The 21,496-nt window shown below is 70.7% G+C and carries 15 protein-coding genes; 4 read left to right on the forward strand and 11 right to left on the reverse strand.

The window, feature by feature from the left end; all coding sequences use genetic code 11:
- Positions 1–42 precede the first annotated feature (42 nt).
- From ACIRJP_RS26285 to ACIRJP_RS26315, 7 genes are read right to left on the reverse strand one after another with little or no spacing between them, the layout of a single operon-like run.
- The gene (locus ACIRJP_RS26285; RefSeq protein WP_404178824.1) at positions 43–2,316 is read right to left on the reverse strand and encodes a M20/M25/M40 family metallo-hydrolase; all 2,274 of its coding nucleotides are present in this window, start codon (positions 2,314–2,316) and stop codon (positions 43–45) included.
- On the reverse strand, positions 2,313–4,067 hold the full coding sequence (locus tag ACIRJP_RS26290; RefSeq protein WP_404178827.1) for an AMP-binding protein: 1,755 nt from the start codon (positions 4,065–4,067) through the stop codon (positions 2,313–2,315). The genes ACIRJP_RS26285 and ACIRJP_RS26290 overlap by 4 nt, the downstream gene beginning before the upstream one ends.
- Entirely contained in the window at positions 4,064–7,405 is a 3,342-nt protein-coding gene (locus ACIRJP_RS26295; protein WP_404178830.1) for an amino acid adenylation domain-containing protein, read from the reverse strand. The genes ACIRJP_RS26290 and ACIRJP_RS26295 overlap by 4 nt, the downstream gene beginning before the upstream one ends.
- Positions 7,402–8,217: a class I SAM-dependent methyltransferase gene (locus tag ACIRJP_RS26300; RefSeq protein WP_404178833.1), complete on the reverse strand. Its 816-nt coding sequence runs from the start codon at positions 8,215–8,217 to the stop codon at positions 7,402–7,404. The genes ACIRJP_RS26295 and ACIRJP_RS26300 overlap by 4 nt, the downstream gene beginning before the upstream one ends.
- 9 nt (positions 8,218–8,226) lie before the next feature.
- Complete coding sequence (locus ACIRJP_RS26305) at positions 8,227–9,300, reverse strand: ornithine cyclodeaminase family protein (RefSeq protein WP_404178836.1); 1,074 nt, start codon at positions 9,298–9,300, stop codon at positions 8,227–8,229.
- Between the two features lie 60 nt (positions 9,301–9,360).
- A complete protein-coding gene (locus ACIRJP_RS26310; protein ID WP_404178839.1) occupies positions 9,361–10,590 on the reverse strand; it encodes an MFS transporter in 1,230 nt (409 codons plus the stop codon).
- A gap of 2 nt (positions 10,591–10,592) precedes the next feature.
- Positions 10,593–11,627, reverse strand: a complete 1,035-nt coding sequence (locus tag ACIRJP_RS26315; protein WP_404178842.1) for a pyridoxal-phosphate dependent enzyme — start codon at positions 11,625–11,627, stop codon at positions 10,593–10,595.
- A 493-nt stretch (positions 11,628–12,120) separates the two neighbouring features.
- Between ACIRJP_RS26315 and ACIRJP_RS26320 the strand changes: the two genes are divergently transcribed.
- Both ACIRJP_RS26320 and ACIRJP_RS26325 read left to right on the forward strand, forming a co-directional pair.
- A complete protein-coding gene (locus ACIRJP_RS26320) occupies positions 12,121–14,151 on the forward strand; it encodes a transglycosylase domain-containing protein (protein ID WP_404178845.1) in 2,031 nt (676 codons plus the stop codon).
- A gap of 11 nt (positions 14,152–14,162) precedes the next feature.
- Positions 14,163–15,446: a hypothetical protein gene (locus ACIRJP_RS26325; protein ID WP_404178848.1), complete on the forward strand. Its 1,284-nt coding sequence runs from the start codon at positions 14,163–14,165 to the stop codon at positions 15,444–15,446.
- A gap of 78 nt (positions 15,447–15,524) precedes the next feature.
- Here ACIRJP_RS26325 and ACIRJP_RS26330 read toward each other — a convergent pair whose 3' ends face one another.
- From ACIRJP_RS26330 to ACIRJP_RS26340, 3 genes are all read right to left on the reverse strand, one after another.
- Positions 15,525–16,562: an ABC transporter substrate-binding protein gene (locus tag ACIRJP_RS26330; protein ID WP_404178851.1), complete on the reverse strand. Its 1,038-nt coding sequence runs from the start codon at positions 16,560–16,562 to the stop codon at positions 15,525–15,527.
- A 71-nt stretch (positions 16,563–16,633) separates the two neighbouring features.
- Entirely contained in the window at positions 16,634–17,497 is an 864-nt protein-coding gene (locus tag ACIRJP_RS26335) for an ABC transporter permease (protein ID WP_404178854.1), read from the reverse strand.
- Entirely contained in the window at positions 17,487–18,302 is an 816-nt protein-coding gene (locus ACIRJP_RS26340; RefSeq protein ID WP_124720284.1) for an ABC transporter ATP-binding protein, read from the reverse strand. Before ACIRJP_RS26340 ends, ACIRJP_RS26335 begins: the two co-directional genes overlap by 11 nt.
- Before the next feature lie 219 nt (positions 18,303–18,521).
- On the opposite strand from ACIRJP_RS26340, the gene ACIRJP_RS26345 reads away from it, so the two are divergent.
- Together ACIRJP_RS26345 and ACIRJP_RS26350 are read left to right on the forward strand one after the other, a co-directional pair.
- Positions 18,522–20,120: an ATP-binding protein gene (locus tag ACIRJP_RS26345; RefSeq protein WP_404178857.1), complete on the forward strand. Its 1,599-nt coding sequence runs from the start codon at positions 18,522–18,524 to the stop codon at positions 20,118–20,120.
- Positions 20,117–20,815 (forward strand): response regulator, encoded by a 699-nt coding sequence (locus tag ACIRJP_RS26350; RefSeq protein ID WP_404178860.1) that lies wholly within the window; start codon positions 20,117–20,119, stop codon positions 20,813–20,815. Before ACIRJP_RS26345 ends, ACIRJP_RS26350 begins: the two co-directional genes overlap by 4 nt.
- Before the next feature lie 44 nt (positions 20,816–20,859).
- Here the strand turns inward: ACIRJP_RS26350 and ACIRJP_RS26355 are convergent, their stop codons facing one another.
- On the reverse strand, positions 20,860–21,414 hold the full coding sequence (locus tag ACIRJP_RS26355; RefSeq protein WP_404178863.1) for a TetR/AcrR family transcriptional regulator: 555 nt from the start codon (positions 21,412–21,414) through the stop codon (positions 20,860–20,862).
- Between the last annotated feature and the right edge of the window lie 82 nt (positions 21,415–21,496).

Here is a 21,496-nt window from a genome sequence, read left to right on the forward strand (position 1 = left end):
CCGGCGCACTGTGCGGGCGTGCCCGCACAGTGCGCCAGGGGCTCAGGCCCGCGTCCGCAGACCGGCCAGGAGTTGGTAGACGGTCTCGGTGCCCTGTCGCAGTGCTTCGACGCCGATGTGTTCGTCCGTGCCGTGCATGCGCTTCAACATGTCCCGGTTCACGGTGAACGGGTACATGCCGTACACGGGTACGTTCTGTTCCCGGAACGGCACCGCGCTGGTGACCGCCTCGAACTGGCAGGCGGTGGCCCGTACTCCGGGGTGGGTCCGGCGTACAGCGCGCTGCCAGGCGCGGAAGACGTCCGTGTCGTGGTCGGAGTCGGGGGTGGCCAGATAGCCGCGCAATCGGTCCAGGGCCTGCCGCTCGCTCTCGCCGGGGTTTCCGACCACACTCAGAGTCGCCCGGTTGCCGATCAGCGAGCGGAGCTCGGCGACGATGCGCCCGGGGTCATCGGCCCCCGGCAGGAAGGCCGCCCGGAACTCCGCGGTCGCGGTGCCCGGCACGATGCTCGGGTAGTAGCCGGACCGGGCGGAGGTGAAGGCGAGCGTGGTCCGCAGCATCGCGTTGTGCAGCTCCGGGGTCTCGCTGAGCCGCACCACCGCTTCCCCCGCCCGGTCCCGCCGCTGGTCCGTGCGGGCCGCCAGCATCTCCCGGATCGCCTCGGCGAACGGCCGGTCGGTGGTGGCCTCGGCCAGTTCGGTGAAGTACTGCCGGGACAGCGCGTTCGGGCGGATGTGGGCACGCCACCCCCCGAGTTGGTCGAGCACCTCGCCCAGCCGGATCACCGCCTGTCCGCTGAACGGCTTGGACGTGTGGGTGGCGTACGACGCCGTCTCCAGGCGCATCAGCAGGGAGCGCTTGTCGTTGCAGGTGAGCGAGGCGATCATGGGCGTGGTGCCGTCGCGCTGGTTGAGTACCCAGCCGCCCTCGGTGATGACCGCGCCCGCCGCCACCTTGCCCGGGTGTTCCGTGAGGAACCAGCGCACGCCGTAGGGGCCCTGTTCCTCGTCGCAGTCGGACCAGAGGACGATGTCGCGGTCGAAGGCCGCTCCCTCGTGGACATGGCGCAGCAGTGCGGTGACGAAGGCGGCGTTGACGCCCTTCATGTCGAGCGAGCCGCGGCCGTACAGTTTGCCGTCCTTGATCTCCGCGGCGAAGGGGTCCGTCTCCCATCTGTCGCCGATTGCGGGCACCACGTCGGAGTGGCCGAGCAGGATCAGGGGCTTCTTCGTGACCGGTCCGCTGCCGGGTACGCGGGCGAAGAAGTGGACGTTGCCGTCCTTCGGAGTGGGCACGATCTCGGTGCCGACTCCGGCATCCCGGAAGATGCCCTGGAGCATCCGGGCGAACGGCAGGGTGAGCGCGCCGTCGCCGGGGTTGCTGGTGTTCTGGCGGATCATGGCGACGGCCAGGGCCACGGGGTCGGTGGGATCGCCGTCGAAGGACGCTCCGCCCGTCCCCGACGGCGCGTCGGCCCGCGCCGCGGGTGACACCGATGCCACCGCGCCGAGGCCCAGCACCGTGGACGCGACGGCCGTCGCGCCGGCACCGAGCACGGAACGCCGTGACGGCCGGGTTCCGGGAAGTCCGTCGAGGCAGGCGGAGACGACCGCGGCAGGATTCTCCTGGTGCGCGTAATGGCCGCCCCCGACGGACTTCAGGGTGCATTCGCCCCGGGTCCACTCGGCCCAGCGGCGCACGGTGACCTCGGGCACGTGCGGGTCGTCGGTGGCCCACACCGCACGCAGCTCGACCTGCGGAACGGTTCCCCGCCGGCCGTCGTACCCGGCGGCCAGCCGCAGATCGGCGATGACGGGAGGCAGCAGCACCTCCTCGAACTCGGGGTCCGCGAGCAGCTCCGGGTCGGTCAGTCCGGTTCCGGCGACGAAGGCGCGGGCGTCCTCGACGGTCACGTCCTCGCCGCGGCCGTGGAAGTCGCCGGGGCACTGTCCGGCAACGGCGCACAGCCGAGTGACGGGCACCCCGGCGTCGAGCAGCCGGCGGCAGGTCTCGTACGCCAGCAGGGCGCCGAGGCTGACTCCGATCAGTACCAGCCGTCGCCCGCCCAGCAGTTCGCGTATCCCGGCCGCCACCGCGTCGGCATAGGCGGCCATGTCGGTGACCGGCTCCTCGTCGACGCGGGTCCCGCGGCCCGGCGGTGCGACGAACGCGAGGGTGGTGTCCTCGGGAGTCAGGCCCCGCCAGCTCGCGAACGTCGAGCCATGGGCGCCGGTGGGTGCGAAGCAGACAGCGAGGGTACCGGGGGCGGCGCCCTGCGGCTGCTCGCCCGGCACGGTCAGCCATGGGTCGTTCATTTCTGCTCCTCCTGCTGGATCTCGCGGCACAGGGCGGCGATCGCGGTGACGGTGGGTGCGCCGAGGATGCGGCGCAGCGGCACGCGGCGGCCGGCCGTCGCCGCCAGCCGGTTGGCGAGCCGGACGGCGAGCAGGGAGTGGCCTCCGGCGTCGAAGAAGTTCTGGTCCGCCGACGCGGGCGGTGCGCCGAGCAGTTCCTGCCAGAGCGCGGCGACGGCGGTCTCGGTGGCGTCGGACGGGGTGAATCCGGCTGCCCGTTCCTGCCCGATGCCTGCCACGAGTGTGCGCAGGGCGGTGCGGTCCAGCTTGCCGTTGGTGCTCAGCGGGAGCCGCGGGACCTGCTGGATGCGGGCGGGCAGCATGTAGTCGGGCAGCCGGTCGCGCAGATACCCGCGCAGTGCGGCGGCGCCGGTCTCCTCGTCGGCGGTGACACAGGCGACGATGCGTGTTTCGCCGTCCTCGGTCTCCGCGTAGACCCCCGCGTCGGTGACGTCCGGCGCCTTGCGCAGGGTGGCCTCGATCTCCTCCAGCTCGACGCGGTAGCCGCGCACCTTGATCTGGTTGTCGGCGCGTCCGGTGATCTCCAGTACGGAGTCGGGGAGTTGGCGGCCACGGTCGCCGGTGCGGTAGTGCAGAACTCCGGCGTCATCGGTGGTGAAGCGGTCCTCGACGTCGCCGCCGACATAGCCGAGGGCGAGTGGGGGTCCGGAGACCCACACCTCGCCGGTCACACCTGCCGGAAGGCGTCGGCCGAGCCGGTCACGGACCGAGAGCGAGGCGCCCGCCACGGGGCTGCCGACCGGGACGCGTTCGGCGTCGGCGGGCAGCCGGACGGTGTCGTAGGCGGCGACGTTGGAGGCGGTCTCCGTCATGCCGTACAGGTTGAGCAGGGTGGTGTCGGGCCAGACCTCGCGGAAGCGCAGGACGGTTTCCACGGGCAGGGTGTCGGCACCGCTGGTGACCAGCACCGGGCGGTGCCCGCCGGGGCGTTCGGTGTACTCCTGGAGCAGTCCGGCGATCAGCTGCGGGGTCAGGAAGAGATGGGTGATCCGTTCCTGCTCGACGGCGGCGGCGAAAAGCGCCGGATCGAGGAGTTCGTCGGTGGCGAGCACGACGGACGGGATGCCCTTGAGCAGTCCGCCCAGCAGTTCCCAGGGCGAGGCGACCAGTGCCAGGGACTTCTGGACGGCGAGCACCGCGTTCTCGGGGAACGGGTGGTCCTGCCACATCCACTCCAGCCGGCCACGGACCGAACGGTGGCTGATGCGTATGCCCTTGGGGTCTCCGGTGGTCCCCGAGGTGTAGACGATGTGGAACAGCGCGTCCTCGTCGGGCTCCTGCTCGGGGGCCTGGTGCAGCGGGCCCTCGGCAATCGGCGCCAGTGTGACGCGGGGGGCGTCCAGGGTGGGGAACTGGTCGAGTCCGGGCTCGGCCAGCACGCAGTGCGGCCCGGTCTCCTCCACCATCCGGCGCTGCCGTCGCACGGGTATCGCGGGGTCCAGCCCGAGGTAGGCGGCGCCGGTCTTCAGTACGGCGAGGACGCCGGCGACGGCGGCGGGGCCGCGCTGGGCGGCGAGTGCCACCAGCGAGCCCGGACCGGTGCCCTTGGCGATGAGCCGGGCGGCCAGCCGGCCGCTCCATTCGTCGAGTTCGCGGTAGGTGACGCTGGTGCCGGTATGGCGCAGGGCGACGGCCCGGGGGTGGGCCGCCACCTGCTCGTCGAAGCGTTCCAGCAGGGTCGGCGTGGTCATCGGTGATCGTCTCCGGGCAGCAGATCGAGGGAGCGAACGGTGGTGTGCTCGGCGCGCTCCGGGTCGGTGAGGGCCCGGAGCGCGATCAGGGTGGATTCCAGTACGTTGCGGGCGGCGGGCGCATCGAGCAGCTCCCGCTGGTACGCGTACTGGAGGAGCAGTCGGCCGGGGCCGTGCGGCTGGACGTACAGGGCGCAGTCGTACTTGGTGTAGCCGGTGTCCAGTTCGACGAAGCGGAACCGGACGTCCGACGCGGTGGTGGCGCGCGCCGGGTAGGGCAGCATGTTGAGCATGGTCTGGAAGACCGGGGTCGCCGATGAGCTCCGTGAGGCAGCCGGAAGCCGCCGCAGCGTCCAGCCGAAGGGGTGCTCGGCCGCGGCGTAGGCGTCGTACACCGTCTCCCTCACCTGTGCGGTGAACTCCGCGAGCGTGACTGTCGGGTCGATGTCCAGGCGCAGCGGCAGCATGGCGAGCACGAAGGCGGGCACATCGGCGGTCTCCGGACGCTCCCGCCCCGCCATCGGGGCGCCGACGATCACGTCGTCGGCGTCGCTGTAGTAGCTCAGGGCCAGTGCGTAGGCGGCCAGCAGCGGTACGAACTCGGTGGCGGACGCGGCCAGCGCGGTGTCGCGCAGCCGCCGGGACAGCTGCTCGTCGAGGACCGCCTCGGTGATCTCGCCCCGGTAGGTGGGTGCGGCGGGCCGCTGCTTCTGTGCGATCTGGAGGACCGGAAGTCCGTCCGCGAGCCGCCGCAGCCAGTACTCCCCCGCCGCGGCCACCTCCTCGGTGGCCAGCCGCTCGGTGAGGTGGTCGAGATAGCGGTCGTAGCGGGTGGCGTGTTCGGGGTCGGGCCCGGCGGGCCGCTGTTCGTAGAGTTCGGCCAGGCGCTGGAACAGCACGGTCGCTCCCCAGCCGTCGAGGAGCAGTTCGTGCATGGTGACCAGGAGCCGGTGCTGCCCGTCGGGCAACCGGAACAGGCCGATCCGCAGGGCCGGTTCGGTGAGCAGGTCGAAGGGCCTGGCCGCCTCCTCGGCGGCCGTCGCGCGAAATGCGTCCGCGGTGACGTCCTGGGCGCTGCCTGGCAGCGGCACCTCCCAGTGCGGGTAGTGGTGCACCACCTCGTGCACCACTTCCTGCGCCGCGTCCTGCCCGTCCGCCCCGTCGCTCCCGTCGGCCTCGTCGTTCTCCGAGAATCGGGCGAGGAGCAGTGGATTCTCGGCGAGCAGCAGCTGCCAGGCCCGGGCCAGCCTTGCCACGTCGAGGGGTCCGTCGAGTTCCAGGGAGCCCTGGTAGCTGTAGTAGGGGCTGAGCGGGTCGAGCCGCCAGTGGAAGTACACGCCGGCCTGCTGCGGGGTGAGCGGCCGGGTGCGCGGCGTGTAGTCCCGCACCGCCTCCGTGCGGGCACCGGGCAGGGGCTTCCGTTCCTGGCCGAGCGCGGCGAGCGCGGCGGGGCTGCCGTCGCGCAGCACGTCACGCAGGCCGGCGGCCGATCCCGTCCTGCGAAGGGCGGCGACCAGCCGCATGGCCAGCAGCGAATCGCCGCCCAGCTCCAGGAACCTGTCGTTCCTGCCGACCCGTCCGGTGCCGAGCAGCCCGGCGACGACGTCCGCGATCGCGGTCTCCGCCGCGCCGCGCGGCGGGGCGTACGGGCGCGTGTCGGGGCGGCTGCGGCGCGGTGGTGCGGGCAGGGCCTTGTAGTCCGTCTTGCCGTTGCGGGTGAGCGGGAGCCGGGGCAGGACGACGAAGGTGTGCGGCACCATGGGAGCGGGGAGCCGGCCGCTCAGATGGGCGCGCAGTGATTCCTCCGTCGGCTCGTCGCCGGAGGCGGCGACATACGCGACGAGCCGGGGAGGCTGCGCCGCCACCGGAGTGTGCGCGCTCTCCCGGGCGACCAGGGCTACGGTGTCGTCGGGGGTATGGACGGTGACGGCGCAGGCGGCGATCCGGGGGTGCTCGCCCAGCACCGCCTCGATCTCGGCGAGCTCCATGCGTACGCCGCCGAGCTTCACCTGCCGGTCCACCCGGCCCAGGTACTCCAGTTGGCCGTCCGTCAGCGCGCGTACGGCGTCCCCGGTGCGGTAGAGGCGTCCCCCACCGGTGCCGAACGGGTCGGTGAAGAAGGCGAGAGCGGTGCGCTCCGGGTCACCGAGGTAGCCACGGCCCACGACGAGTCCTCCGACGAACAGCTCCCCCGTCTCCCCGTGCGCACAGGCATGCCACTGCCCGTTCTCCTCGCGCAGTACGTACAGTTCGGCGTTCCCGATGGGCGAGCCGATCGGCAGGTGGCGTACTCCGGCGGCCGGAGGACCGAGTTCGGCATGGGTGACGTCGTCCGAACACTCGGTGGGGCCGTACGCGTTGAGCAGCCGGATGCCCGGCAGGGTGTCGTGCCACCGCCGGGCCAGCGCGGGTGGCAGTTCCTCACCGGTGGCGATCATCCAGCGCAGCGCGCCGGGCCGGATTCCCGCGCTCTCCTGGGCGTCGAGCAGGAAGCGGATCAGTGTGGGTACGGTCTCCAGCACCGTGGTTCCGTGTCCGCGCAACGCCTCCAGCAGCAGGGCGCCGTCCTGTGCCTGCTCGTCGGCGAAGATCTGGACCCGGCCGCCGAGGAGCAGCGGGGCGAGCATCTGCCATACGGAGATGTCGAAGCTGAGCGGCGCGGTCTGGGCCAGCCGGTCGTCCGCGGTCAGCCCCAGATCATCGATCTTGGCCCAGAGGTGGTTGAGCATTCCGCGGTGCTCGACGATCGCGGCCTTGGGCCGGCCGGTCGACCCCGAGGTGTAGAGGACGTAGCGCACCTCGTCCGGGCCGGGCGACAGAGTCCGGGTGTACGGAGCATCGGCCGGTTCCGGTGTCGTGGTGGGTACGCCGGCCGCGCGGGCACCCTTGACCAGTTCCCCGGTGTCCGTCGGCGCGCCGGTGGCCAGCATCAGTGCCGCGCCGCTGTCGGTGAGCAGGGATTCGACGCGTGCGGCGGGCCAGCTCGCATCGACCGGCAGGTAGACGGCGCCCAGCAGCTCCAGGGCGAGGAAGGCCGTGACGACATCGGCGCCGCGCCGCCCGCCGACCGCGACGATCTGCCCCCGCGAGATCCCTTCGGCCGCCAGCTGCGCGGCGATGCGGCGCATCCGGTCGGCCAGCCGGCCGTATCCGAGGGACTCCTCGCCGTCCTCGACGGCGGTCCGGTGGGGGTGTGTGGCCGCGAACCGCTCGACGTAGGCATGGACCCCTTCCCCCAGCTCGTACGGTTCGTGGCGGGTGAGTGCCGCGGCGACGGCACGCTCCCGCGCCCCGTCGGCCAGCGGAAGGCGGGGGTAGTGCTCGGGCAGGCCGGTCACCGGCCCGCCCGCTTCTCGGCGATGACCAGCAGGTACTCGACAGGTACGCCCGTGCCGCGCTCGTCCGTGGTGTGGAATCCCTCGGTCATCTCGACCATTTCCGCTCGCAGTTCCTTCCACCGCGAGGGCGGCGAGATGGTGTTCCTCGCCGCGATGCAGGGGCCGAAGCAGTTCTCGAAGAAGGTGACCAGGTCCTCGGCCGCCGCGAACGGGTAGAAGAGTTCCCGGCGTTCGGAGATGACCGTGAAGCCGGGGCCGAGGAGCTCGGCGAGGTAGTCCGGCGATCCCCACAGCATGGGCTGTCCCTGATGGCCGTTGGGCGAGGGGAAGTAGGCGGAGAGGATCTCCTGGAAGTGCGCGGTCCAGCTGCGCGCCGTCCAGTTGCACATGCCGATGCGGCCGCCGGGCCGCAGTACCCGGGCCATCTCCCCGCTCGACGCGGCGTGGTCCGGCGCGAACTGGATCCCGTAGGTGGAGGTCACCAGGTCGAACGAGGCGTCGGTGAAGGGGAGTTCCTGGGCGTCTCCCCGTCGCAGCTCCACCTGGACGCCTGCCTGGGCGAACCGCTGGCGTGCGTCGGGGAAGAACTCGTCGGTCAGGTCCAGCCCGGTGACGACGCAGCCGCGCAGGGCGGACAGCAGCGCGACATTGCCGTTGCCGGTGGCGACATCGAGATGAGCGGTGTCCGGCGCGGGGGCCAGCCGGTCGACCAGCTCGACGGCGCCCGGCCGCAGCAGATCGGCGACGTGCCGGTACTCGCCGTACGACCACATGGTCCGGTTGATCTCCTGGATGTTCTGATCGATCGTCATGTATCCCCCTCAGAGCGTGAGCCGGGCGCCGAGACCGGCGGCTTCGGCGCGGGTGTGGATGCGGTCGGCCACGGCGACGTCGAGGATCGACATCCCGAACGGGTTGCTGATCACGATCTCGTCCTGGCCGCGGCGGCCCGGGTGCCGCCCGGCGAGCACATCGCCGAGCGTGCCGTCGACGCGGCGGGCCCCGGGCCGGGCGGTCACTCCTTCCCGCGGGGTGCCGTCGGGGCCGAGCAGGGTGCCCGCCCGGTGCATGCGGCCGAGCAGCCGTCGCGGGTCGTCACGGACCAGGCTCCAGTCGTCGACGATCACCGCGTCGGCCGAGAGCACGGCCGCTTCGGTGAGGTCGTCCAGCGAGACATGGCAGACGAGCGCGCCGGGCAGCAGCCAGTCGGGCTCGATGTACCCCTGGGTCACCGTGGTGACGGGCACGACGAGTTCGGCGTGCCGCACCGCCTCGCGCGGTCCGTCGGCGACCACCGGCTCGATGTCCGCCGCACCCGGCAGCGAGGCGATGTGGTGGGCGACGGACTTCGCACGGTCGGGCGCCACGTCGTACAGCGCGATGCGGCGCAGAGTGGGCACGGTACGCAGCAGCAGCGCGATGTGCGCCTGGGCGAGGGCGCCGCAGCCGAGGAGTGCCAGCCCGCGCGGTTCCGCCACCGCCAGATGGCGCACGGCGAGCGCGGTCACCGCCGCGGTGCGCATCGCGCTGATGTAGGCGGCCTCCATCAGGGCCAGGGGGCGGGCGGTCTCCGGGTCGAGGAGCAGGGTGAAGCCCTGGGAGCGGGGTATTCCGCGCGCTGGGTTGCCGATCGAGGCGTTGATGGTCTTCATGCCGATGACCGGCGGCCGCCCCTCCTGGACGAGTGCGCCCGGCATGGCCAGCAGCCTGGCCGAGTCGCCCTGCGGGGTGGTCCAGCCCAGGTAGGCCTCCTCGGGAAGCTCGGACCGACCGGCGGAGTGCAGTCTGAGCGCCTCGGCCACCGTCGCCACGATGTCGACGTCGCGGGCGGCCTCGATGACGTCCGCCCGGGTCAGATAGCGGAAGTGGCTGTCGGGGTATTGCTCGAAGTCCATGACGGGCGTGGCTCCTTGGCGAGAGGGGTCGGTTGCGGTGGGGACGGCGCGGGAGCGGGTTCAGCCGCCGGGGGCGTGTGCCGCGCGGAGCATCACGAAGGGGACGAGCGCACCGAGCAGCAGTACACCGGCGAGTGCGATCCAGCCGGCCGTGCCGAGGGCGAGGACGACGCCGGTCATCAGCACCGGGCCCGCGACCCGGTTGGCCACCGTGCGGCTGGTGTTGAACAGCACCAGGTAGGCGCTGCGCGCCCCTTCCGGTGCCAGGTCGAAGGAGAGCGTCCACGAGGCGCCGACCTGCAGCAGTTCGGCGAACGTCAGGAGGACGACGGCCGAGCCGAGCACCAGCAGTGCCTCCCGCGCCCCGAAACCGGGCGCGGCGGCGAAGGCCAGGGCGCCGCAGCTGAGCAGCAGGGCCGCACCCGCGTACGAGAGCCAGGCCCGGCGCGTGGTGCTGTAGCAGCGGTTGAGGGGGTACTGGAGGGCGATGCACAACACGGTGTTGACGGCGTACAGGATGCCCACATAGCGCTCCGGTACCTCTGTCTCGGTGACCAGCCACAGAGGGAAGGCCACATTGAGCACCGGCATCCAGAGCGACACCAGTGCGTTGTACGCGGTGAAGCCGAGCAGCCGGCGGTCCTTGAGCAGATCCGCCACCCGGGCGCTCCCGACCGCCGGCGCCGTCTCCTCCTCCCGCCGCGCGGTGGCGTACACGGCGGCCACCGCCACGTAGGCGACCGCGCCACCGACCAGCAGCGGCCGGAACGCTCCCGGCGCGCCGGAGCCCAGGGCGACTCCGGCGATCAGTCCGCCGAGGCTGATGCCGAGGTTGACGACGGTGCGCTGCACGGCCATGACCTTCGCGCGCAGGTTCTCCGGGGTGCGCGCACCGACGTACGACTGGACCAGTGGGGGGGAGGACTGCTCGGTGACGGCGATGACGGCGACCACGAGCAGAAAGCTCCACCAGCCGTCCACCCAGAGGTAACCGACGGTGGCCAGTGCGCGGAGCAGCATCACACCGATCAGCACCGGCTTCGGCCCGAAGCGCCCGGCCAGCCGGGCGATGGGCACGGCGGCGGCGATGGCGACGGCCCCGCCGATGGTCAGGCCGGTGCCGACGGACGAGGTACTGAGATGGGCGACCTTGACGAAGTAGATGGTCGAGACGGCGAGGAAGAGGCCCGTGCCGGTCCATTCGATCAGCGTGGCGCCCTGCACCAGCGGCAGGTACTGCCGGCGGCCGGGGCGGGTCCGCTGCCGGTCAAGGGTGGTGCTGGTGCCCATGCTCAGTGCTCCTGGTGCTTTCGGTCGAAGAAGAGTCCTTCGCTGCGCAGCCGTTCCGCGGCGGCGGTGATCTCCTTGGCGACGCCCTGTTCGGTCGCCCAGTTGTCGCAGTAGAGGGTGTCCCGGTATTTGGCGCCGCCGTCCGCGGCCAGGCAGACCGCGAGCCGGCCGTCCGTCCCGGCCTCGTCCTGATCGGTCAGCATCGCGCGCACGGCGCAGCCGCTGGAGCCGCCGAGTGCGAGCCCGATGTCCTCGGCGATGATCCGGCAGACGGCGATCGCCTCGATGTCGTCGACGTGCACCGCGCGGTGGTAGCTGCGCGGCGCCTTCAGGAAGACGGACGGGCGGCTGGCTCCGATGCCCGGGACCAGGCGCCGTCCGCCGCTGCCCGAGACGGCCAGTGAGCCGCGTACGTCCACGGCGACCGCGGCGACGTCGGGCCGGTGCTCGCGCAGATGGGCGCTGATGCCCGCGAGGGTGCCGCCGGTGGAGACCGGTATGTACACCGCGCCGAGCTCCGGTCCCGCCTGCGCGGTGAGCTCGGGTCCGGTGGTGTGCCGGTGGATGTGGGGCGCGGCCCAGTTCTCGTACTGGTCGGGCCAGCGGTATCCGGGGTTGTCCGCACACAGCTCGCGCACCCGGCGCAACCGGCTCAGCAGGTAGCCGCCCAGGCCGTCGGGTTCGTCGACGACGATCACCCGCGCCCCGCTGTCCGCGAGCCCGCGACGTGTGGCGTGCGGGGTCTTGAGATCGACCACGGCGAGGAAGTCGCAGCCGACCGCCGGCAGCAGCCTGGCCAGGGCGAGGCCCAGATTGCCCGAAGTGGATTCGACCACCACGGTGCCTGGGGTGAGCGGCCGTTCGTCGTGCAGCGCCCGCAACAGTCCTACGGCGCTGCGGTCCTTCACCGATCCGGTGGGGCCGTGTTGTTCGAGTTTCAGGCCCAGACGCCGCACCCGACCCCGGTGGGTGACGTCCAGGCGGAGTAAGGGTGTTGTGCTGAGAGCCCGCGCCAGGACGGGATTGACACGCGACACTGCTTCTCCCTGTGCGATGCGTCGTTCGACGATGGCGATGGGTCGACCGGCCGGCCCAGCTGCGCGCTCTCAGACCTTAGGCAGGTGGCCCCGGGTGTCACCACGACACTCTCACGCCCGCGTGTCACCGTTGGCCGGGAACGGTGCTTGACGTTCGCCTCGCTCTCGTCCCCCGGCCGCTGCCCGGCCCGGTGAAGTCGCGGTACCGGTCCGGTGTTCCGCCGGGGTCCGCGCGCGAGAAGAATCGAATTGGCCGGTTCCGCACCTGGTGGCCCGGACTACCGGACGGTCGCCATGACGGGGGGTGCCGCCCGGCACCACCTCTCCCAGGGGCCTGTTATCTTTACGTGACTTCGCGACAGAACTCTCGGTCATGCTTTGGCCTTTGATCTGTCGGCGTCGATGTGCCGACGTGTGGCGGCGGACGTTCAATGACCACTGCACGGGCACGGTCGCGGAACGCGGCCGGCCCGGCCTGTCCTGGCTGGACGAAATGACACAGCACAACAAATTCAGCAGGGCGGCGCTGGCCGCACGAGCGGTGCTGATCCCGGGGACGGGGCGCCGGAAGCAGACGAAGCGCCCGATCGCCCGCCGGCTGCGCAGACCGGACTATCCACGCACGGGACGGCGCGGCTGGCGGAGATGGATTCCCTCGTGGCGGCTGGTCCTGGGCTCGGCGCTGATGTTCACCGCGACCCTGGCGACCGTGGTGGGCATCGCCTACGCCCGTACGGACATACCGGAGGACCTCAACGCCTTCGCCACCCAGCAGGACACCGTCTACTACTGGGCCGACGGCACGCCGATGGCCCGGACCGGCTGGGTGAGCCGCCAGGAGATGCCCCTGTCGAAGATCCCCGACCATGTCCGATGGGCCGTACTGGCGGCGGAGAACGCCGACTTCTACTCCGACCACGGCATATCGACGCAAGGGATCACCCGTGCGCTGTGGCGCACCGTCGGCGACGGTGACACCCAGGGCGGGTCCACCATCACCCAGCAGTACGTGAAGAACGTCTATCTGTCTCAGGACCAGTCCTTCTCACGGAAGTTCACCGAGATGCTGCTGGCGGTCAAACTGGACCGCCGCCTGAGCAAGGACAAGATCCTTCAGGAGTACCTGAACACCAGCTGGTTCGGCCGTGGCACCTACGGTCTCCAGCGCGCGTCGCAGGCCTACTACGGCAAGGAGGTCACCCAGCTCAACGCCAGCGAGGGCGCCTTCCTCGCCTCCTTGCTCAAGGGGGCCTCGTTGTACGACCCCGCCGTCAACCCCCGTAACCGTGAACGCGCCGTGGAGCGTTGGGGGTGGACGCTGGACCGCATGGTGGAGATCGGCAGGCTGAGTCCGGCCGAACGGGCCACGTACACCACCTTCCCCGAGCCGAAACCCCCGCACCGGCCCAACAGCGCGGGCGGGCAGGACGGTTATCTGGTACAGCTCGCCGAGTCGTACGCCAAGCGGGCCGGCCACATCTCCGACGCACGCTTCGACCTCGGCGGCTACCAGATCTACACGACGTTCGAGAAGCCGCGGATGACCGCCCTCGCCCGAGCCGTCCGCGACGCGCGCGACGAGCTCGATCCCAAGCAGCGCAAGGCCGACCGGTTCGTCCGGTTCGGCGCCTCGACCGTCGCACCCGACGGCCGGATACTCGCGGTGTACGGCGGACCGGACTTCGAACGGCAGGCCTTCAACGAATCCAACGCGGGCACCGTCCCGGCCGGTTCGGCGTTCACCCCCTTCGTCTACGCCGCCGGCCTCCAGCACGGTGTGACGCACGAACGCAACGGCCCGCGCTCCACCGTCACACCGGCGACCGAGTACGACGGCGACGACGACATTCCCGTCATCACACCCGAAGGCCCTTACTGGGACCGGAGCGGCAAGATGGTCAAGGGCAACAACGACGGCGACAAGTCCTTCGGCCGGATCAGCCTGCACGACGCCATGGCGAAGTCCGTGAACTCCCCCTTCCTCCAACTCGGCATGGACACGGGGCTGAAACTGGTCCGCAGCACAGCCGAGGCATCGGGGCTGCTCCCGGCAAGCTTCGGCCCGCCCGTCCCGGCGTTCGCGATGGGCAACTCCACCCCCAGCGCCATCCGGATGGCCGACGCCTACGGAACGTTCGCAGCCCGCGGCGTGCACACCGATCCGTACTCGGTCCGCAAGGTCACCCGCAACGGCGAGCCGGTCCGGCTCGACCTGCCGCGGCCCAGGCGCGCCGTACGGTCCGACGTCGCCGACGCGATCACCAGATCGCTCACCCGGCCCGACATGAGGGGGGTCGCCATGTCCGCGCCGGTCGCCGCCAAGGCCGGAACCACCGAGGACGACACCGCGCGCTGGTACGTCGGATACGGCCCGGCCGCGTCCACCGCCGTCGTCGTCTACCGCATGGACCTGGCCAAGAGCCTCGCGCCGCTACCGCTCAAGGGGCTGGCCGGTGGCCCCGAGGACGACGGGAAGCTCCCGGCACAGATCTGGAACACATACACGAAAGCCACGACGAAGTGACGGATAACAGAGTGAAGTCCACCGCACACCGAATACGGGCCCGGCTCACGCCCCGCATCGTCCTGGGACTCGCGGCATGTCTCGTGGTGTCGGGCTCCGCGGCCCTCGTCCCGCTGCTGTCCGACAATGCCTCGGACGCCCGGACCCCGCAGGAGGGCACGCGCACCATCGCCGCGCCGACGCCGACCGCCCGGGAGCATCGCGGCGGCGGCGGGAGCACCGAGGAGGAGTGGGACGGGAAGGTCAAGATCCTGGGGGACGGCTCCACGTCCTACACCGGTCCCCAGCCGGACCAGTTGAAGGCCGAGCGGCTCAAGCCTGGTGAACGGCCACCGCAGTTCGTGGTGTTCTCGTGGGACGGCGCGCTGGAGGGCGACGACCGCATGTTCTCCCGCTTCCGCCGTGCGGCGAAGGAGAGCAACGCGCACATGACGTTCTTCCTCACCGGCATCTATCTGCTCCCGAAGGAGAAGCGGGACCTCTACCGGCCGCCCCAGCACAAGGCGGGCGCCGCCGCGATCTCGTACCCGACGCGCGAGCACATCCGGATGACGCTGGAGCAGCTCGGCGGCGCCTGGCAGGAGGGCAACGAGATCGGCTCGCATTTCAACGGCCACTTCTGCGAGAAGAAGGGCGGTGGGGACTGGAGCAAGGACGAGTGGATCAGCGAGATCGGCCAGTTCTACTCCTTCGTGCAGAACTGGAAGACGAACACCGGTTTCAAGGATCTCGACCCGCTCCCCTTCGACCCCACCCGTGAGGTCGTCGGCGGCCGGGCACCGTGCCTGGAGGGCCAGAAGAACCTGCTGTCGGCGTCCAAGCCGTTCGGCTGGCGTTACGACGCGAGTTCCCCGGGCGACTTCCAGATCTGGCCGTCCAAGAAGAACGGCATCTGGGACCTCCCGCTGCAGATGCTGCCGTTCCCCGGGAAGGACTTCCAGGTGCTGTCCATGGACTTCAACTTCCTCTACAACCAGTCCGAGGGCAGCACCGAGGGTGATCCCGCGAAGTACCCGACGTGGCGCAAGGAGGCACTGAACGCATACGTGGCGGGGTTCGACCGGGTCTTCCACGGCAGCCGCGCACCGCTGTTCATCGGAAACCACTTCGAGGACTGGAACGGCGGGATCTACATGGACGCCGTCGAGGACACGATGCGGGAGGTCTGCCCCCGCAAGGAGGTCCGCTGTGTGTCCTTCCGTGAACTGACCGACTGGCTCGACGCGCAGGACCCCAAGGTTCTCGCGCAGTGGCGGACCCTCGACCCCGCCCAGCCCCCGAACTGGAAGCAGTGACCGGCGCGCCCCGGCGGCGCGGCTCCGGTTTCCGGGAGCCGCGCCGCCGGGGTGTGCGGGTGTCGCGGGCGGCGGCGGTCAGTTCGCCTTCTCGACGAACTCCGTCGTGTACGTCTTGGCGAGGTCCACCTCGGCGTTCTTCAGGTTCGGGTTGAAGGCCTTCAGGACCCGCTCGACGGTGGCGGGGCCGTCCGCGGGCATGACGCCGTCCTTGGTGAACATGGGCAGTGTGCTCTTGATCGCCTGCGCGTACAGGGCCTTGCCGCCGCCCTGGGCGTAGTCGGCGGGCATCTTCGCGGCGATCTCGTCGGCGCTGTGCGTGGACATCCACTTCAGCGTCCTGACGAAGGCGTTGGCCAGCTTCTGGACCGTCTTCTTGTGGCTGTCGACCCACTCGGTCTGCATGTAGAGGCTGGACGACGGGTAGAGCCCGCCGAGCGCCTGCCTGGAGCCCTCGGGGGTCCGCATGTCGATGAGGATCTTGCCGAGCTTCTTGTCCAGGATGGTGGCGACCGTGGGGTCGGTGGTCATGCCACCCTCGATGGAACCCTGCTGGAGGGCGGAGATGAACGTCTGTCCGGCTCCGACGGCCACGGGTGTGAATTCGCTGGTCTTCACACCGTTGCTCACGGCGAGGTACTTCGTCAGGAAGTCGGTCGAGGAGCCGATGCCCGTGACACCGAGCTTCTTGCCCTTGAAGTCCTTCGCCGAACGGACCTCCCCCGCAGCCTTGTTGGACACGATCTCGACCTCGCCGGGGGCCTGGGAGAACTGGACGACCGACTCGACCTGCTTGCCCTTCACCTGGAGGTCGAGGGTGTGGTCGTAGAAGCCCACCGTGCCCTGGACGTCTCCGGAGACCAGTGCCGTCTCGGCCTGGACGCCGGCGGGCTCGGTCAGGAGCTGGACCGACACCCCCTCGTCCTTGAAGTAGCCGAGCCGCTCGGTCAGCATCGCGGGCAGGTAGATGACCTTGTCCAGGCCCCCGACCATGATCTTGACCTTGTCGTTCTTGTCCCCCGAGGCCGAGGTGGAGTCGCCGCCACAGGCGGTGAGGCTGGTCAGGGCGAGTACGCCGACGACGGCGAGGGCCGGGATCCGGGTGGATGCACGCATCTGATTCACGTCCTTGTGAAGAAACATTCGGGGACAGTCGTGGCGACGGGGCGTCAGTGAGCGGTGTCGGCTCAGCGCGCGGTGTCGGCGTCGGCCGGCTTCCAGCGGAAGAGCCGTTTCTCCAGGAAGGTCAGCAGGCCTTCGGCCAGCAGCGCGACGATCGCGAGGATGACCATCGCGGCGTAGACACCGGCGGCGTTGAACGTGCCCTGGGAGGCGGCGACCAGCAGGCCGAGTCCCTTGGTGGCGCCGATGTACTCGCCGACGATCGCGCCGATGAGCGCGAAGCCGAAGCTCACGTGCAGGCTGGTGAAGATCCACGAGGTGGCGGAGGGGATGACCACCTGCAGGGTGACCTGGCGGTTGCTGGCGCCGAGGATGCGGGAGTTGGCGACGAGATTGCGGTCGACCTCCCGTGCGCCCTGGAAGGCGTTGAAGAAGACGGGGAAGAACACGAGGACGACCGCGGAGGCCACCTTCGAGGCCGGGCCGAGACCGAACCAGATGAGGAAGATCGGCGCGAGCACGATCCGGGGCAGCGCGTTGAGCACCTTGATGTACGGGCCGAGGACATCGGCGGCGAACCGCACCCGGCCCAGCGCGATCCCGAGCAGCACCCCGGCGATCACACCGATGACCCAGCCGAGCAGCGCTTCGTAGAGCGTGTACCAGATCTGTTCCCAGAGGGATCCCTGGGCGGTTCCGTCGACGACCCAGGTGCGGATCTGGTCCCAGATCTTCGACGGCATGGAGAAGTTGAACGGGTCGATGACCGCCGCACGGGCCAGCCATTCCCACAGTCCGACGACCGCGAGGAGCACCGCGATCCGGCTCGCCGTCACCAGGTACTTGCGGTTCCTGGCGGCTCTCGCCCTGGCCCGGGTCCGCTCGGTCTTCGTCACGGCGGCGCTCACGGTGATGGTGTCAGGCGACATCGAGGGCACCCCTCTCGCGGGTGATGCGGACCTCTTCGCCGAGCGAGGACCAGATCTCCCGGTAGATCTCGACGAACCGGGGCTCCAGGCGCACCTGCTCGACCTTGCGGGGACGGGGCAGGTCGATCTCGAAGACCTCCTTGACCGTGGCCGGTCCCGCGGTCATGACCACGACCTTGTCGGCCAGCGCGATGGACTCCTCCAGGTCATGGGTGACGAAGACGACGGAGGCGCCGGTACCGGCCCACAGCTCCAGCAGTTCATCCGACATCAGCGCCCTGGTCTGCACGTCGAGCGCGGAGAAGGGCTCGTCCATGAGCAGGATCTCGGGGTCGTTGACGAACGTCGCCGCGAGCGCGACGCGCTTGCGCTGGCCGCCGGACAGCTGGTGGGGGTAGCGGTCCTCGAAGGAGGAGAGGCCGACCCTGGCGAGCCACTCCCGGGCCCGCTCCTTCGCCTCGGGCTTGGGCACGCCGCGGAAGCGGGGCCCCGCCATCACATTGGACAGCACGGTCCGCCAGGGGAAGACGGCGTCCTGCTGGAAGACGAAGCCGACCTTGTCGCCGATGCCGCGCACCGGTTCCCCGGCCACCAGCACCTCGCCCTCGGTGGGCTCCTCCAGCCCGCTGACCAGGGTCAGCGTGGTCGACTTGCCGCATCCGGTGGGGCCCACCACGGCGACGAACTCGCCGCGCCCGATCGTGAGGTCCAGATCCCGCACGGCGGTGTGGAGCGCCCCCGACGGAGTCCGGAACGCTTTGCTCGCCCCCCGCAGTTCGATGGCGGGGCTCGTTTCGCTTTTCATGGAGCGGGACGCTAGATGCGGCCCGAAGGATCCGGGCACCCTTGCGCCCACAACTCCGGGTTCTGCTCATAACCCGGAGTTCTGCTCGTTCTGCTCGCGCTCCGGCAACGAATGCGCCACGAGGACTGGTCATCGGCGACCACGACGTTTACGTTGCGTTCACACGAGGACGAAACGGAGCATCATGTTCCTGGCAGGCGGAAGGCAGAGGGCGAGCACATGCGCATTCACTGGCCGCGCCGTGTCTTCGCCCAGGTCCTCCTCACCCAGGTGGTCATCACCACCGGCGTGATCATGCTCGTCACGGGGCTCTTCCTCGCCCCGCTCAGCCATCAGCTCGACAACCAGGCGATGCACCAGGCCCTTTCCATCGCCCAGACCACCGCCGCCGAACCCGGTCTGGTACGCGATCTGAGGAGCACCGGCCCCAGCCCCGGCGGACCGGTGCAGGCCGAGGCGGAGCGGATCCGGCGGGCCACCGGCGCGTTGTACATCGTCGTCATGGACACCCGCGGGGTGCGCTGGTCACACACCGACACCGCGCAGATCGGCAGGCATGTCTCGACCGACCCCAGCACGGCGCTGGGCGGCCGGGAGATCATGCAGATCGACGACGGGACCCTGGGCCGGTCGGCACGCGCGAAGGTCCCGCTCCGCGACCGGCGCGGGAAGATCGTGGGCGCCGTGTCGGTGGGCATCGCCTACGACAGCGTCCACGACCGGCTGCTGGGAACCATTCCCGGTCTGCTGCAGTACTCCGGAGCGGCACTCGCCGTGGGCGTGCTGGCGGCCCTGGCCGTCTCGCGGCGGCTCCAACGCTCGACGCACGGGCTCGCCTTCGCCGACATCTCCGCGTTGCTGGACGAGCGCGAGGCCATGCTGCACAGCATCCGTGAGGCGGTGCTCGCGCTCGACGCGCGGGGCCGGATCCGGCTGCTCAACGACGAGGCGCAGCGGCTGCTGGAGCTGGACCAGGAGGCCGTCGGGCGTCCACTGGGCGAGGTGCTGCCGCCGGGCCGTACGGCGGAAGTACTGACGGGGCGGGTAGACGGCGCGAACCTGATCACCGTCTGCCGGGGCCGGGTGCTGATCGCCAACCGCATGCCCACCGGCGACGGCGGGGCCGTGGTCACCCTGCGCGACCGTACCGAGCTGGAGCTCCTGGGCCGTGAACTCGACTCCACGCACGGCCTGTTGGACGCTCTGCGCGCCCAGGACCACGAGCATGCCAACCGGCTGCACACCCTGCTGGGGCTGCTGGAGCTCGGCAGGCACGATGCCGCGGTGGAGTTCGTCGAGGAGGTGACCAGCGGTCACCGGGCTTCGGCGGAACAGGTCGCGGAGCGCGTCAACGACCCGCTGCTGTCCGCGTTGCTGGTCGGCAAGTCGGCCATCGCGGCGGAGCGAGGCGCTTCCCTGCGCATATCGCCGGGCACCCGGCTCCCGGACGTGGTGGTGGACCCGCGCGATCTGGTGACCGTGCTCGGCAATCTGATCGACAACGCGCTGGACGTCGCCACGCTGATCGAGGTCGAACTGCTCGCGGAAGGCAGTACGGCGGTGCTGCGGGTCAGCGACAACGGTCCGGGGGTGCCTCCCGGGATGCGTGAGCAGATCTTCACCGAGGGCTGGTCCACGAAGGAGTCCCCCGCGCACCGACGACGCGGCCTGGGGCTGGCGCTGGTGCGCCGGCTGGCCGAGCGCTACGGTGGCGCGGCCCGCGTCACGGCCCGGGCCGGCGGCGGCGCGGTCTTCACCGTCGTCCTGCCCGAGGCGCTCACCGTCCGGCCGCTGACAGAAGTGGGAGAGTCGCGATGATCGATGTCCTGGTGGTGGACGACGACTTCCGGGTTGCCGAGATCAATGCCGCGTACGTGGCCAAGGTGCCCGGCTTCCGGGTCATCTCCCGTGCGCACACCGCCGCTCAGGCGCTGGCCTTCCTGGAGCGCGACCATGTCGACCTCGTCCTGCTCGATCACTATCTGCCGGACGAGACGGGGCTGACGCTGGTGCGGCGGCTGCGCCAGCTCGGCCACCCAGCCGATGTGATCATGGTGACCGCGGCCCGGGATGTGGCGACCGTCCGGACCGCCATGCGGTACGGCGCGCTCCAGTACCTGGTCAAGCCGTTCAGCTTCAGCGGTCTGCGGTCCAAGCTGGAGAGCTACGCGGCCCTGCGCCGGACCCTCGAAGGCGTGGGCGGCGGCCGGGGCGAGGCCGGGCAGGAGCAGGTGGACCAGATATTCGGCGCCCTGCGCACCATGGAGTCCGGCTCGGCGGCCGGGCTGCCCAAGGGGCACTCCGCGCCCACCGCCGACGTCATCCGCCATGTCCTGTCGGCCGCCGAGGGGCCGCTGTCCGCGCACGAGGTCGCCGCCCGGGCCGGTCTCAGCCGCTCCACCGCCCAGCGCTACCTCAAGTATCTGCAGGGCGCGGGCCGCATCAGCCTGAGCCTCAAGTACGGCGACACGGGCCGCCCCGAGCACCGGTACGCGTGGGCGAAGGCGAGTTGAGGAGCGCTTGGGCACCCACGGCCGGGAACTGACCCCCGCACTCCTCAGCTCGCGCCGAGTGTCCGTTCCGCGAGTGTTTCCAGGGCCGGCTTGATCTCGTCGACGCCACGGCCCCGGCTCCGCTGATACGCGAACAGCTCGGGCCCCAGCGGGGCCAGCAGGATGTCGGCGAGCGCGTCGGGGCCGGGGACGCCCGCCTCGTTGACGAGCATGCGGACATGCGCGCGCCAGAAACCGTACGCCCCGGTGGCGAACCGCGCGGCGCCCGACTCGGCGCCCAGGGTGAGATGGATGTGCTGCTCCAGCAGATCGGTCATCGCCGCGTAGAAGGCGCCCAGCCGCCGCGCGGGCGGCGCACCCGGCCCCAGCGGCGGCTCGCCCCGCAGCAGCTTCTCCTGGAGCGAGCGTTCGTGTTCGTCGAGGAGCGCCGTGGCGATGGACGGGATGTCGGGGTACCGGCGGTAGAGCGTGCCCCGTCCCACGCCGGCCTCCCGGGCGATGGCGTCCATCGTCACCTTGCGCGGATCCCCCGCGGCGAAGAGCCGGTTTGCCGCGGCGAGCACCTTGGCCCGGTTCCTTGCTGCGTCCGCGCGTTCCATGGATTCCACCGTACAGGAATAAGTGGACACGATGTCCGGTTACCCTGGTCAAGCTAAGCGGACACGATGTCCACTTACCGAT

It is taken from the genome of Streptomyces sp. NPDC102437 (genome assembly GCF_044765565.1).
GTDB lineage: Bacteria > Actinomycetota > Actinomycetes > Streptomycetales > Streptomycetaceae > Streptomyces.